At 68.0% G+C, this 14,119-nt stretch carries 10 protein-coding genes; 5 read left to right on the forward strand and 5 right to left on the reverse strand.

Translation table 11 applies throughout. From position 1 onward, the window contains the following. Positions 1 to 657: 657 nt before the first annotated feature. Positions 658 to 1,827, reverse strand: a complete 1,170-nt coding sequence (locus tag HZB25_13170; protein ID MBI5838183.1) for a Fic family protein — start codon at positions 1,825 to 1,827, stop codon at positions 658 to 660. 320 nt (positions 1,828 to 2,147) lie between these two features. Here HZB25_13170 and HZB25_13175 point away from each other — a divergent pair, with 320 nt between their 5' ends. Then, positions 2,148 to 3,014, forward strand: a complete 867-nt coding sequence (locus HZB25_13175; GenBank protein MBI5838184.1) for an SPFH domain-containing protein — start codon at positions 2,148 to 2,150, stop codon at positions 3,012 to 3,014. A gap of 13 nt (positions 3,015 to 3,027) precedes the next feature. Further along, positions 3,028 to 3,234 (forward strand): hypothetical protein, encoded by a 207-nt coding sequence (locus HZB25_13180; GenBank protein MBI5838185.1) that lies wholly within the window; start codon positions 3,028 to 3,030, stop codon positions 3,232 to 3,234. A 6-nt stretch (positions 3,235 to 3,240) separates the two neighbouring features. Here HZB25_13180 and HZB25_13185 read toward each other — a convergent pair whose 3' ends face one another. Together HZB25_13185 and HZB25_13190 are read right to left on the reverse strand one after the other, a co-directional pair. Then, positions 3,241 to 5,670, reverse strand: a complete 2,430-nt coding sequence (locus HZB25_13185) for a metallophosphoesterase (GenBank protein ID MBI5838186.1) — start codon at positions 5,668 to 5,670, stop codon at positions 3,241 to 3,243. A 466-nt stretch (positions 5,671 to 6,136) separates the two neighbouring features. Next, positions 6,137 to 7,615: an alpha/beta hydrolase gene (locus tag HZB25_13190; GenBank protein MBI5838187.1), complete on the reverse strand. Its 1,479-nt coding sequence runs from the start codon at positions 7,613 to 7,615 to the stop codon at positions 6,137 to 6,139. Between the two features lie 219 nt (positions 7,616 to 7,834). On the opposite strand from HZB25_13190, the gene HZB25_13195 reads away from it, so the two are divergent. After that, positions 7,835 to 9,229: an MATE family efflux transporter gene (locus tag HZB25_13195; protein ID MBI5838188.1), complete on the forward strand. Its 1,395-nt coding sequence runs from the start codon at positions 7,835 to 7,837 to the stop codon at positions 9,227 to 9,229. Positions 9,230 to 9,354: 125 nt separating this feature from the next. Here HZB25_13195 and HZB25_13200 read toward each other — a convergent pair whose 3' ends face one another. Together HZB25_13200 and HZB25_13205 are read right to left on the reverse strand one after the other, a co-directional pair. Further along, a complete protein-coding gene (locus HZB25_13200; protein ID MBI5838189.1) occupies positions 9,355 to 9,756 on the reverse strand; it encodes an iron-sulfur cluster assembly accessory protein in 402 nt (133 codons plus the stop codon). A 519-nt stretch (positions 9,757 to 10,275) separates the two neighbouring features. Beyond that, entirely contained in the window at positions 10,276 to 11,073 is a 798-nt protein-coding gene (locus HZB25_13205) for a hypothetical protein (GenBank protein MBI5838190.1), read from the reverse strand. Positions 11,074 to 11,508: 435 nt separating this feature from the next. Here HZB25_13205 and HZB25_13210 point away from each other — a divergent pair, with 435 nt between their 5' ends. Then, positions 11,509 to 11,781, forward strand: a complete 273-nt coding sequence (locus HZB25_13210; protein MBI5838191.1) for a hypothetical protein — start codon at positions 11,509 to 11,511, stop codon at positions 11,779 to 11,781. 65 nt (positions 11,782 to 11,846) lie between these two features. Then, the gene (locus tag HZB25_13215; GenBank protein ID MBI5838192.1) at positions 11,847 to 14,084 is read left to right on the forward strand and encodes a T9SS type A sorting domain-containing protein; all 2,238 of its coding nucleotides are present in this window, start codon (positions 11,847 to 11,849) and stop codon (positions 14,082 to 14,084) included. Positions 14,085 to 14,119 lie beyond the last annotated feature (35 nt).

Here is a 14,119-nt window from a genome sequence, read left to right on the forward strand (position 1 = left end):
GGGCCATCGGCATCTCCCGCAGTTGGTCAGCGCACTCGCCCGCGCCCTGAACATCAAGCAGCAGTCCAAGCGGCTGGAAGAGGCCGCGTGATCACACGATGGAGCCGTGGAGAATTCCAACTAAGAATGGGCTTGCTTCCAGTACTCCGCCCGGATGGACCTCGAGTCTCCCACGCCTCCGGTGTCCCCTTGCACACGAATCGGTGCCGCCGCCTCACATACATAGAACCTGTTTGCCGAGTCCGCCTCAACGACCATCCTGACGACCATTTCCCCCTCTCCACTCCTTATTGGGGTGGCCTCGATCAACCACGTAGTGAAGCTACCCCCTCCGAGGGCGGTCACGACCGTATCCCCTGATAGCACTCTCAGGAATCCCGGAAGCGCCACACTTATCCGACACCACTTCCCGTGCCTCCCATCGACTTCGACAGATGGGCGGATTTGAAGCGTCGCCCCGACCTTCACTACGCCCGCACCCACTGCGATTCCAGCGCCGAAGGGAGGTGTCCCCCTCAACTGAGGCCTCGCAGCGACAAGATCCGACCAGCCTAACAGCATGTGCGCCACCACCGTCGCAAGTACGCTCCATCGTGCTACCCTGCTCATCTCACGTTCACCACTTTCCGCCCAGGTCCAGTCTGGACACGGCTAGCTTTAAATCCCCGGTTTCCGCATTTGCGAATCCGGGGCAAATGGATCCTCATCAGTTCTGTTTGGTTCGCGGGTGCGCCGCCGGACTTCCTGGAGCTTCTCACCCGCCACGTAGTACCGACCGCGCTTCTCTCCCTTTGGAATCAGAAGCCCGAGTTCGGCCAGCTTGCTCAGGTCCCTTGAGGCAACAGCGGGGGTGACCTCCGCGTTCTTCCTGTACATGGGATTGCGTACCCGGAGAGACCAACTTGCATCCGCCAGGGCGAATAGCATTCGGCCGGGCAGGCCAAAGTCCGCAGCGATGGCTTCAAGCTCGTCCCAGAGCTTCTGGAGTTCCTTCGTTCTTCGGAGGATTGTCAGCATCTGTCGAAAATGGGCTGTCAGGCAGAAGCGCACCCAAATCCTGCAGTCTTCGTCTGGGTTCCAGTGTCCCTGACCCACGTGCGCCAACACATCATAGTACTCTCGCCTGTTCCTGCCCAGGTACTCCTCGATACTGCAGAACTGTGGTGCTTGCACTCCAGATCGGACCAGGATCAGAGTCTGCAGGCACCTCCCCATGCGCCCGTTACCATCCCGAAACGGATGGATCATCACCAGATTCAGGTGCGCCATGGCGGCGCTCACGATGTGGGGAGCCTCTCCCTCGTGGGCATCTCGCCGAATGGACTCCATAAGTTCCTGCATCAGTCCGTCGACCAGGGATTCATCCGGCCCTGTGTAGACCACCTTCTTGCTCTCTTCGTCGATCACGCTGATTGACCCGGCGCGCCAGCGACCGGGCCACTTGGAGAGGTCATGGCTGAGCATCATGAAATGAAGCGATTTCAGGAGTTCGTTTGAGTAGGTGAAATGTGGGTCTTTGCCGAGCTGCAGAACGTACGTCATGGCTTGGCGATATCCATCTACCGCGATCCATGCTTCAGTTCGCTCGTCCATCGGCTCCTCACCCTCGATCGCCGCAATCGCCTCGTCCTGGGTGACGTTGTACCCCTCAATGCTGTTTGACCCGCGGATCGCCTTTGCGAGAGCATTCCTGGCAAGCAGGCCTGTCCATCTCACGGGATCTTGGAGTACGTAACTGAGGCTGTCTTTCATTGCGGAGATCCGCGCGATTACCCCCATCTCGAGGTCGTCCAGCGCGGGAGCTTCGAAGATCCGTCGGTTAGTCATTTGAAAAACACCTCCACGACATATAATATAGGTTCAGGAGTCTGTTTGTAAACGCCTTTCTTGTCGGATACCACCCTGGCAGTCCGGGCAGGGTGTGGACTCGAGAATGCTGGGCGATGCCACCTGGCCGAGTCACAGCCGCTTTCTCAGGCGCTCCTGGTCATGTAGTTACGTCATCCCGGGCCACTAACCACCCGTGGACAGCTGGGTAAATTACTGTCCTACTGGACGTTCCGGAAAACCGACCCACTACTTCAGAATCCCCTTGACTCGCACGCAATCAAAATGATATCATCCTGACATCAAAGGAGGGTCCCATGATCCAGGAGAAACCTGCTCACGCGCTCCCCGGAATCCCGACGATGCTCCTGCTCTTGCTCGTCCTCGCGGGGTCGCTCACATGGTTGATCATCTTCGCCGTCCACCAGTTCGCGCCCGGGGTCATCAGCATGGCCGTGACCCTGCTGGTGAGCATCCTGTTCCTCGGCGGGCTGACCGTGGTGAACCCGAACGACGCCTGCGTGGTGCAGCTCTTCGGCACCTACGTGGGCAGCGTCAAGCAGCAGGGCTTCTGGTGGGTGAACCCGTTCACCACCCGCAAGCGCATCTCGCTCCGTATCCGGAACTTCGAGAGCGCCAAGCTCAAGGTGAACGACCATGACGGCAACCCCATCGAGATCGCCGCGGTGGTGGTGTGGAAGGTGGTGGAGAGCGCCGAGGCGGCCTTCGAGGTGGACAACTACGAGAACTTCGTCACGGTCCAGAGCGAGGCGGCGCTGCGCAACCTGTCCACGACGCACCCCTACGACACGCACGTGGATGGCGAGACGAGCCTGCGCGGGAACACCGCCGAGATCGCCGAGCAGCTGAAGAAGGAGATCCAGGACCGTCTGTCCAAGGCCGGCGTGCAGGTGATCGAGTCGCGCATCAGCCACCTGGCGTACGCGCCCGAGATCGCCAGCGCCATGCTGCAGCGCCAGCAGGCCGGCGCGATCATCGCCGCGCGCACCCGTATCGTGGAGGGCGCGGTGAGCATGGTGGAAATGGCGCTCGAGAAGCTGGCCGAGAAGAAGACCGTCACGCTCGACGAGGACCGCAAGGCCGCGATGGTGAGCAACCTGCTGGTGGTGCTGTGCAGCGACCGGCACGCGCAGCCGGTGGTCAACACCGGCACGCTGTACCAGTAGAAGGCGGCCCGACGTGGCGGAGCGCAAGTCCTTCCTGCTCAGGATCGACCCGGCGGTGCTGGAAGCCATGCAGCGCTGGGCCGCCGCGGACCTGCGGAGCCTGAACGCCCAGGTGGAGTTCGTGCTTCGCAGGATCCTCGCGGAGGAAGGCCGGCTGCGCTCCGATGCGTCTCCCCGGAGTCCCCGGCGGGAAACGGACGCCGGCGAAGCGGCCGAGTGACCGGCCCTACTCCACCCGGATCAGCGCCCTCGCCCGCCGCTCGCCGCGGAATTCCAGCGCGCACCAGTAGGCGCCGGCGGGCGCGCGGCGGCCTCGCGCGTCGCGGCCGTCCCAGCGGGCCTGGTGCGGGCCCGCCGCCTGCGCCTCGTCCACCAGCGTCGTGACGCGGCGCCCCGCCGCGTCGAATACCGTGATCCGCGCGCGGCCGGACGCGGGCAGCTCGTAGCTCACGTGGGACGCGCCGCGCGAAGGATTCGGCGAGACGGCGGAGAGCCGCAGCGCCGCCCGCGCGGCGGCCGCTCCCGGGATCCCTATGGCGGTCCCCTTGAGCACCGTGAAGCTGTCCCTCACCACGCCGAGGTCGTCCAGGAAGCGCGCGTCCAGGCGCGCCCCGTCGAAGTCCAGGAGCATCGAGCCCATCACGTTGAGCGAGACCACCATGACCGGGTGATCCAGCGTTCCCCCGCTCGCCTGGCACGAACTTCCCGCCACCGCGTACACCGAGCCCTCCCCGGGGGCATTCCCCAGCGTGGGCTTGTGGTAGGCGCCGGTCCCGGCCTCCCGGCCGTCGCCGGAGTCCACCTTCATCGCGGAAGTCAGCGTGTTCGACTTGCCGTAGTGGCTCTTCAGCAGGAAGGAGCGCTCGTAGGAGTGGCTGTGCCCGGTCAGGACCAGGTCCACGCCCAGGGAGTCGAGGATGGGCAGCACGTTCTGGCGCATGTCGCGCATGCGTCCGCCGCTGTCCAGGTCGTTGTCCGAGTCGTGCGAGCCCTTGGTGTACGGAGGGTGATGCCAGAAGGCGATCACCCACGGACGCGGCGTGCTCGCCAGGTCGGAGCGCAGCCACTGCAGCATCGCCCCGCCCACCGCACGACTGCTGCCCTCCGAGTCCAGGCATATGAAGTGGACCTGCCCGTGGTCGAACGAGTAGTACGCCTCGGTCCCGGAGGGCACTCCCCCGGCCTGGGCGGCGGCAGGCATGGTGAACACGTCGTAGTAGTCGTTGTTGGGTCCCGCGTACAGAACGTCGTGGTTGCCCCGGGTGGGCCACAGCACGGCGCGCCGCAACATGTCGGGATACATGTCGAACACCCCGGCCTGGTATTGCGCGTCGGTGCCGCTGCTGTAGGCGTTGTCGCCGAGCATCAGCCACAGGTCGGTGGCGAAGGAGCCCGGGTGATTGCGGAACGCGTCGCGCACCGCCCGCGCTCCCGCGTTGCCCAGGCCCGAGTCGCCCAGGATCCACGCCCGGGTGCGCCGCGGGGTCCCGGCCACCGGATGGGTGACGAACGTGCAGGTGGTGTCGCCGCCCGCAAGCGGGCCGGCGGAGGTGCCCACCGAGTAGTAGTAGCGCGTGTCGGGTGAAAGACCGGTCAGGGCCAGTTCGTGCTCGGTGGTCAGCGCGGCGTCGGAGAGCGAGCCCGGCTGGCTCGCGGGCGACGGCCCCCACGTGACCCGGCTGTCGGTGGCCACGTCGGTGCGCCAGCGCACCGTGATGCCCGCGGGGGTGGCGAGTTGGAGATACGGGCCACGCGTGACCAGCGCTGCGACCGGCGCAAGGCGGGCATCCGGGACCGCGCCGGAGGCGGGCTCGAGACGGAACTCCCGAACAGGGGCGGAAGCCGGAGCGACGCCGCCCCTCGGCGCGACGACACCCACCGGCGTCGCTCCGGGGGCGGGCGCGGCGCCCGCGTCATTCCCCGAATCCCAGCGCGCGGTCGCGTCCGACTGCCTGCGCAGCGCGGCACCGCGTCGTCCCAATCTCGCTTCCAGGCTGGCCGCGGCGCCTTCGAGCGCCGGGGCCGGCCCCAGGCGTGAGATTCCCGCCTCGAGGGCGGCCAGCGCGGCCGCGGCCCCTCCGGGGCCCGCCGCACGCTCGTCCGCCAGGCGCAGGTACCAATCGGGATCCGGCGCGGCGGCGGACGCCACGGCGAATTCCAGGTCCTCCGCGGCGCCGGCGTGGTCTCCCGCGGCCGAGCGCACCCGGGCGCGCAGCACCCGCGCGGGCAAGTCGTGCGGCGCACCGGCCAGCAGCGCGTTCAGGACGATCCGCGCCTGCGCGGGGTGACCGGAATCGAGCAGCAGCGAAGCCCCCTCGAGCGGCAGCCCGGGCAGGTCCGGTCCCAGGCGGGCGGCGCGGTCCAGGTCGGCGCCGGCCGCGGCCCATTCGTGGTTGCTGCGCCGAAGCTGCGCCCGCTGCAGGTAGAGCTCCGCCCTTGAGGGCTCCCGCCGAATCGCGAGGTCGAGGGCGCGGAGGTGGTCCTGGATGGGGGCGTGGGCCAGTGCCGCGGTGGCCCACGGGCAAGCCAGCAGGGCGAGGGCGAGCGCGAGTGGGCGCAGGTCGCCGTACCGGGACACGAGCCGGGAGGAAATCCCGGCGGAAGAGCGGGAAGAAGCCCGTCGGAATGCCTCGGCGGCGATCCGGATGCGTGGCATGTGTGTGTCCTTGTCAGGGGGGGCCGGAAGTCCGCCACAAGTCTAGCACGGCCGCGGCTCGACACCGACCGCCCCACAAGCAGAAGCCGCCGGGTGTGCCCGCCCGGCGGCTTCTTCGTGGATGCGTCACCGTCTGCACGGAATCGCACCCGCGGGGAACAGGATCGCAACTTTGGGGCTGCCCGACGGAGATCGGCATCGCCCCGGCAGCTCGTCCGGCCTGTCTTGTCAGTGAATCCAGAGCCTTGGAGCCGGCCTGGGTGCGGAGCGGGGGTGCCCGAGGGGTCCTGGGGCTGCCGCCCGATTCCGCGTCCTTCGGCCTTCATAGAATCAGACGAGGAACACGGGACAAAGGTTGCATCGTTTCAAAACGGAAGCGGCGCGGTGCGGACCCGCCTTCGCGATGCCCCGAACCGCGCCGAACCTGTTGAATCCCAGCGAATTCCCGCGCTCACCCGCGGGCGGGTCACTTCTTCCGAGGCGGTGTCCTCGAAATCCAGGCGGACAGCGTGTCCAGGAATCCCGGCACGAACTCCTTCTTCATGGACGGGTACTCCGCCGGGCTGCCGGTCTCCGAGGTCAGGAACAGGTGGTTGGCCTTCGGGAACACGTGCGCCCGGAAGGCCTTGTTGCCACCCTTCCGGAGCGCGCCCTCCACCGCGGGCCGGTTCTGGGCCGTGGGCACCTGGAGGTCCTTCTCGCCGAACAGCGCCAGCACCGGCACGCGCAACTTCTGGAGCTCCGGGGCCGGGTCGTGGTCCAGGAAGTAGCGCATCCACGGGCTCTTCGATCCCTGCAACTGCTGGTCCACCACGCCGGCAAGGTACTTCTCCGGATCTCCCACCGCCTGACGCTGGGCCTCCGGCAGCGCCGCGATCTGCCGGCGGCCCATCTCCATCATGCTGGCGCGCACCGTGTCCCAGGGGATCACGCCGCGCACTGCCTTGAAGATGCGCCGCTGCAGCGCGGCCTGCTGCGCCAGTTCCTCGGGGGTGGCCCGGCCGGCGCGTGAGATCTCCTGGCCCTGCTCCAGCAGGATCTTCTCGCCGGTCACTCCCGGACCCGCCATCAGCACCACGAACGCCACCCCGGGGTTGCGGTTGGCCACCATCGGACCGATCAGCCCGCCCTCGCTGTGCCCGCAGATGCCCACGCGCTTCGCGTTCACCTCCGGGTGCGCCCGGTGGAAGTCCGGGGAACGGAGATACTCCACCGCTGCGTGGGCGTCTCCGGCGAAGTCGGCGGTGGTGGAGGCGGCGAAGTCGCCGGTGGACTTCGCGATGCCGCGATCGTCATAGCGCAGCACCGCGACACCGTGACGCGACAGGTGGTCGGCGATCAGGCGAAATGGCTTGAACGAGAAGATCTCCTCGTCCCGGTTCTGCGGCCCGCTGCCCGTCACCAGGATCACCGCGGGAAACGGCCCCTTGCCCGGCGGCACGGTCAAGGTGCCGGCCAGCTTCACCTCCCCGTTCGCGAAGCTGACCTCCTCCTCGCGGTACGGAACAGGTTCGGCGGGCACGACGGGTTTCGCCGCGGCACGGTGCAGAGAGAAGGTGCCCTTGAACGGGCCCTGGGTGTAGTCGCCCGACAGACTGTCGCCCGAGAACGCACCCACGAACGCGCCCGGCGCGCCGCCCGTCTGGACCGAGAAGCTCACCTTGCCGTCGGCGCCCGAGACGATGTCCACCAGCACCAGCCCCGTCGCGCCCTGCGCGGGGATATCCAACGTGCCGGCGAGGCCGCCGTCCTTCGCGGTGAACTCCGCGCTGAGCGCGAGGTTCACGCCCGGCCCCTGCAGGCCTCCTTCCCAGCGCCCGGCCAGGCCGTCGGCGGCCCGCGCCGCGGCGTGGGGCCATGCCAGCCCGGCCAGCAGCGCGAGGACGGTGCCGAGGGTGAAGAACGCGGCCGGACGGCGCGCGCGAAGGGAAGCGAAAGCGGACATGACGGCTCCCTTGATGGGGTGAAAGGGCCGCGGCGCGGCCCGGGGAAGTTCCGGGGGGAATGGTGCAGCGGCCCGCGCGCGGCGTCAACCCGGGCGCCGCCGATGCGGGACCAGGAGGGACATGTTCACCGTGGATTCGGGCGGTCATGATCGCTGAGGGCGACAGGACGCCGCGAGGCGCTGGCATTCCCCCCCCGCCTCGGGTAGCCTCGGCCCCCTATGCACGAACCCGAAGTCACCGACAGCCCGCCGGCGCAGGACGCCGCGGCGGAGAACCGTCCCCGCGACCTCACGCAGGGGCCGCTGGTGCGCACCGTGATCAGCATGGGCGTGCCGTCGGCGATCGGATTCTCCGCGCAGATCGCATTCACGCTGGTGAATCTCTTCTGGGTCGGCCGGCTGGGCACCGACGCCATCGCCGGCGTCACGGTGTTCTCGGCGCTGCTGTACGTGCTGTGGTCATTCAATGAAATGATCGGCGCGGGCAGCGTGCCCATCATCTCGCGGCGCCTGGGCGAGCACGACTTCGCGGAAGCCTCGGTGGCGATCTACCAGACGCTGTTCTTCAAGTTTGCCATGGCGACGGTGGTGGGGATTGCCGCCTGCGCGCTCACGGGGCCGCTGGTGCACATGATGAACGCGCGCGGCGATGTGGCCGCGCAGGCGATCGCCTACGGCCGGCTGGCCTCGCTGACGCTGCCGCTGCTCTACTGCATGGTGAGCATCTGGACGGTGCTGCGATCGGCGGGTCGCGCGTCCACCGCCATGATGTTCATGCTCGGATCGGTGGGGCTCAACATGGTGCTGGACCCGCTGTTCATGCTGGTCCTGGGCCTGGGAGTGCGCGGCGCGGCGATCGCCAACGGCATCACCAACCTCATCTTCCTGCTGGCCGGCGTGGCGTACCTGCAGTCGGGCCGCGCGGGCTTCCGGCTGCCGGTGCCGCCCCCGCGGCCGTGGATCCGCTGGGACGTGGTGGGTTCCATCGTGCGCATCGGCTTTCCCGCCACCGTGGAGTCCATGTCGCGCTCGTTCTCGCTCACCTGGTGTGTCTCGCGCGTGGCGCTTTACGGCTCGGCCGCCGTGGCGGCCACCGGCATCGCGCAGCGGCTGGTGGACATGGGCACCGTGGTGGGTGTCGGCTTCACGCTCGGGACGATTCCCATCGTGGGCCAGTGCCTGGGCGCGGGAAAGCCGGAACGGGCCCGGCGCGCGGTGCTGGTCGCGACCGCGATCAGCGCCGGCATCGTGGCACCGGTGGTGATCGCGGAGCTGCTCGCGGCGGGCCCGTTGGTACGGCTGTTCGATTCCGGCGGGCACGCGCACGAGATCGGCAAGGTGGCGGTGCGGATCATGGCCCCGCTGCAGTTGCTCCTGGCGATCCAGCTGCCGCTGGCGGCGGCGTTCTGGGGCTCGGGCAACACGCTCTCGACCATGGTCCTGGGCGTGACGTTCGGGGCCGGGGGCACGGTGGCGCTGGTCCTGGCGGCCGAGGCGCTGGGGTTCCATTCACCGATGGTGGTGTGGGGCGCCATCCTGGCGGCGTACTCGATGGAGCTGGCGGGGTTCGTGCTTTGGTTCCGGCGCGGGAGCTGGATGAAGGCGAAGATCTAGGGAGCTCCCCCCGGAGGCGGGCCGGCCCGCCTCCCTGGGACGACGAACGAGGACGCACTCAGGTGGATCCCCGTTCCAGTCCTCCTTGTGGCACAGGCCCTGGCGCGGGGCGTCGGCGGCCGCGCCTAGTGGCCGCCCGAACAGCCCCCGCAACCCCCGGCGCTCTCGCCGCCTTCCTGGCCCTGCGGCGTGAAACTCTGGCCGCAGCCGCAGCTCTTCACGGCGTTGGGGTTCTCGATGCGGAACCCCCCCCCGACCAGGGAGCCTTCCCAGTCCACGGACGCGCCGCGCAAGTACTCCGCGCTGGCGGAGTCCACCACCACGCGCACGCCCTGGGTCTCGTACGTCACGTCGCCGTCTTCGGTCTCGGTGGTCAGCTGCATGCCGTATTGCAGGCCGGAGCAGCCGCCGCCCGCGACGTATATGCGCAGGCTGGCATCCGCCTTGCCCTGCTTCTCCATGACCGCCTTGATCTCCTGGGCGGCCCGCTCGCTCACGGTGACGATCGCCTCACCAACCTGGGACATTCCCACTCCTTTTCGTAAAGGGCCGGCTGGCCGCCGGCCACGGGGTCTACCCAGAACCATTGGATGCCACCCCGCCCGCGATGGGTGCGGGCCGGGCCCTCCCGGGGTCTTGGCGCCGGAAAGCTCATCCGACCCAAGTATCCCAGATGGGCCGAGAGGCCTGTCAACGCGCAATATGCGAAGAGGGCGCCCGGTTGGACGCCCTTTCACTCAAGCCAGGTACCAGGTATGTGTGCTGCGTGGACAGTAAGGGATAATTGGGTATCTATCTTACGTCCGGTGCCGCGCAAACCGGAAACCACTCCGCGGACACCCGAACAGTGATTGTGAAAACAGTAGCAAGAAAGCCCGGCCGCGTCAAGCCCCTAAATCGTGCCCGGGACTCCACTTCCGTGGAATGACCGTGATGGTGCTATTCCGTTATCCACGGTGGACCGTGCCCTTGAGGCGGCGCGACAAGGCAAGGCGGCCACTCCCGCGCGGGAAGTGGCCGCCAGGTACAGCGAGCTTCGTTGGAGTCTAGCGGTAGACCTTGCGGATCTGGCCCCAGGTCGAGTTCTGGACCGGGGTGATGCCGGTGTAGGCGCACGCGTCATAGAACGTGGTGCCGACGCCCAGGTTGTCAACCTTGTAGGTCCAGTTGACCGAACCAGAGACCGGAGAGCCGGAGCTGCTCTGGCGCAGGCCGAACGAAGAAATCGACAGCCGGGGGATGATCACGCTGGAGGTCGAAGACGAGACGCTCGGGCTCGACGGGCTGGTCGGGTTCACCCACATCGTCGCGACCTTGGCGGTGCCGTCCCACGAGGTGACGATCCAGTAGGTGGTGCCGAACGTAAGCGGGGTGCCCCACACGCCGATTTGCGCGATGTTGTTGACGCTGTAGGCGGAGACGCCGAACGTGAACTTGGTGGCGTCGCCAGCAACCGGGAGCACGAACAGGCGCGCCCAGAAGTTTGAAGTGGTGCCGTCCTTGAAGTGGGCGAAGTAGTTGCCCACCACCGGCGTGACGGTCGGCTGCGGGATGGTAACCTGGTAGCAGGCGTACACGGTGCCGAATGAGTCCTGCGCGGCGAAGGAGCGGTTGACGTCCGGGGCCTTGGTCATGTCGCCGACGGCGGCGCTGCTGACGACCTGGACGTCAATGCCCGTGCCGGTGCCGGTGATCGTACCGCTGTGCACGGCCCAGCCGCCGTTCGGAGTCAGGTTGCCGTTCCCGTAGCTGAACAGCTCGCTCATGAGATTGAGGGCCTGCGCGGACCCAGCGCAGGCGACGAGCAGCGCCACGGCGGCGAGAATAGTACCGAGGGTCTTCATGGGCTCTCCTTTTGAAACGGTGTGAGACGGGCTTCGTTTGGAAGCGGTCCACGGTGACAACGACTGGTGGCTCCGCTCTCGAGGCGGGTAGGCCTCGCCGGTCCGGGAACCAGCGATACCAGTAGAATTCACTCAGTGATGATAATAATCGCTCAGGGGTCCCCTGTCAACGCCAAAATGAACTGCCTGTTGGATTTACGCCGTTGAAACAGGTATACAACGAGGTTGTTTCAAAGGTGGTGGCAAGCCGTTGCGGGAATGTAGATTCCGGGCAGTTCCGGCGCCCACCGGGGGTGACACCGCGTCAACACAGGGATCTCCCGGGCGGGTGCGAGCGCCCGGCGTGATGATCCCCGCCCCGGGACACGCCCGGGCCCGATCTGCTATCTTCCCCTGCGTCCTGAGGCGCAATCACCCGATCCAAGGAGAATCTGGATGCGAAAGTTGGTCGCAACAATGGCGGTCCTGGCGGCCCTGGGGGCGGCAGGGTGCGGCAAGAAGGCGGTGGACCAGGGGGCGGAGACGGTGGCCCCGGGTGGAGCGGCGACGATCGACAGCGCCAGGTCGGTGGCCGGCGAGGCCGCCACGGCGGCGGCCCAGGCCGATTCCTCGGCCATGGCCTACGTCTGCCCCATGCACCCCGAGGTGACCTCGGACAAGCCCGGTCGCTGCCCCAAGTGCAAGATGGAGTTGGAGGAAAGGAAATAGTGGTATAATCGTGGCCTGACTTCACTCCCTCACATCTCGCTCCGCTTCCAAGCCGGGGGGCCTGCTTGACCCGTGCCCGCTTCGTGTCCGTTTTCCTGGTCGCCGCGATGTGCCTCGCGGCGCTGGCCGGCGTTTCCCGCGCCGACCGCTGGGCCTCGAGCAAGCACAACGCGCCGCCCTCCCGCTCCTTCGCCTCGATGGTGGTGGACTCCGTCTCGGGCAGCGTGTTCCTGTTCGGCGGCTTCCGCTCGCAGACCGATCCCACCGGCCTCAATGACCTCTGGATGTACGACCCGCTGAAGCGCGAGTGGAGCCAGCCCGCGGTGTCCGGGGCCGTCCCGCCCCCCACGTGGCTGCACCAGGCCGTCTACGACGGCGCTCGCCGCCGCATGGTGGTCTTCGGCGGGACCACCAGCGCCGTGCGCGCCCTCGATCTCGCCACCCTGGAGTGGAGCACCATCGTCACCCACGGGGACGTGCCCCCGCCCACGACCGGCCACGGAATGATGTTCGACCGGGACCTGGACCGCCTGGTGGTCTTCGGCGGCAACTACTTGCAGCGCCTCTACTACCTCGACTTCGCCACGCTGGACTGGACGCGGGTGCCCGAGGACAGCACCTTCCCGGCCGCGCGATCCTTCCACTCGTTCCTGCGCGAGCACATCGTGCAGAGTCGCGCCGCGCTCTACGGGGGTTTCGACGGCGTCTCCACCTACTTCAACGACCTGTGGCAGCTGGACCTGGCCACCATGACGTGGTCGCGCATCACCTCGTCCGGCGCGCCCGCGGAGGGCCGGGCCGGGCACATCGCCGCGGTGCGACCGTCCGACGAGCGTATGTTCGTCACCGGCGGGCACGGGTTGCGCTCGGCGTGGAAGGACACGTACAGCTACAATTTCATGTCCGCGCAGTGGGAGTCCCTGGGCACGCTGGGCGAGCCCCCATGGGCGGACGAGGGCGCGTGCGGCACGATGCTCAAGAACCTCCTGGTCGAGTTCGGCGGCCGCTCCCGCTTCGCGCCGGGCGAAAGCAACGATTTTCACCGGCTCAACCTGTTCACCTTCGACTGGTCGCAGGTGGACACCGTGCCCTCAGAGCGCTACGACCACGTGGCGTTCCGCGACCCCGTGGGGGAGCTGTTCCACGTGTTTGGCGGAGTGCACGCCGGCTCGCCGGCGGGGGACCTGTGGCGGCTCAACGGTGCCACCGACTCCTGGCTCCGCATTGACACCCCGACGGCCCCGTCCGCGCGCTCCGGATCTTGTGTCTCCGTGGATTCGATCGGCCGCCACGCCTACCTGTTCGGCGGCGACGCCGGCACCTCCCTCCGGCGCGACACCTGGTCCTACAGTTTCGACTCACTCACGTGGAACCCGGTGAACGTGAACCGCTTCCCGCCGCGCCGGAAGTTCGCCGCCATGGTCGCCGACTTCGAGGACCGCAAGATGTGGATGTTCGGGGGGTATGGCACGGCCGGCCCGCTGGGCGACCTGTGGTGCTTCAGCCCGGACAGCGCGAAATGGGACTCCATCCCGGCTCCCGAGGGGCCGGGAGCGCGCTATCTCACCTCCCTGACCTATGACCCGATCCGGCGCGAACTGCTGGTGTTCGGCGGGTCAAACGACACCACGGCGCTCGGAGATCTGTGGGCTTTCTCGGTGGACTCGCTGACATGGCGCCGGCAACTGCAGGTGGGAACCTGGTGGCCGGCGTCCCGGGAAGGCCACTCGGCCGTGATGGACCTTGAGAACCAGATGGTGGTCCACGGCGGCGCGCCCTCCCCCAGCGCGGCCCCGATCCAGGACACCTGGATGTACGATCCCCACTGGAGAGTCTGGAACCCGGTACCGCTCACCTCGCCGCCCGCGCCGGCGCGCTGGCGCCACGCTGCGACGTGGAATCCCGTGAACCGCCGCATGCGCGTCTTCGGGGGCCTGGTGCCCAGCGGGCCGCTCAACGACCTGTGGCTGCTGGAACTGCTGGCCGGCGCCGTGGATGCGCCCGCACCGCAGCCGGCGACGATCCTGCGGCTGCGCCCGCCCCTCCCCAACCCCTCGCGCGGCGACGTGCGCGTGGACTTCGCGCTGACCGCGGGAGCGGCAGACGCCGACGTGGCGGTCTTCGACGCCGCCGGGCGCCGGGTCGCGCGGTTGTGGCGCGGCCCCTCCGACGGGGCGGCGCACTCGGTGACGTGGAACGGACGCGGAGACTCGGGTGGCGCGTGCGCGGCGGGGGTGTACTTCGTGCGGGTGCGTGCAGGATCGGGCGCGGGGACCGTCTCCAGGAAACTGGTCCGGTTGTAGGGATCCGCGCTGCACCCGCGCGCGAACGGCCGGCT

The organism is Candidatus Eisenbacteria bacterium (genome assembly GCA_016235265.1).
In the GTDB taxonomy this organism is placed as follows: domain Bacteria; phylum Eisenbacteria; class RBG-16-71-46; order RBG-16-71-46; family JACRLI01; genus JACRLI01.

What these genes read in the sequence shown, in the direction of transcription:
- HZB25_13170 (MBI5838183.1), bottom strand. Translation starts at nt 1,827, where the DNA reads ATGACTAACCGACGGATCTTCGAAGCTCCCGCGCTGGACGACCTCGAG.
- HZB25_13185 (MBI5838186.1), bottom strand. Translation starts at nt 5,670, where the DNA reads ATGCCACGCATCCGGATCGCCGCCGAGGCATTCCGACGGGCTTCTTCC.
- HZB25_13190 (MBI5838187.1), bottom strand. Translation starts at nt 7,615, where the DNA reads ATGTCCGCTTTCGCTTCCCTTCGCGCGCGCCGTCCGGCCGCGTTCTTC.
- HZB25_13195 (MBI5838188.1), top strand. Translation starts at nt 7,835, where the DNA reads ATGCACGAACCCGAAGTCACCGACAGCCCGCCGGCGCAGGACGCCGCG.
- HZB25_13200 (MBI5838189.1), bottom strand. Translation starts at nt 9,756, where the DNA reads ATGTCCCAGGTTGGTGAGGCGATCGTCACCGTGAGCGAGCGGGCCGCC.
- HZB25_13205 (MBI5838190.1), bottom strand. Translation starts at nt 11,073, where the DNA reads ATGAAGACCCTCGGTACTATTCTCGCCGCCGTGGCGCTGCTCGTCGCC.
- HZB25_13210 (MBI5838191.1), top strand. Translation starts at nt 11,509, where the DNA reads ATGCGAAAGTTGGTCGCAACAATGGCGGTCCTGGCGGCCCTGGGGGCG.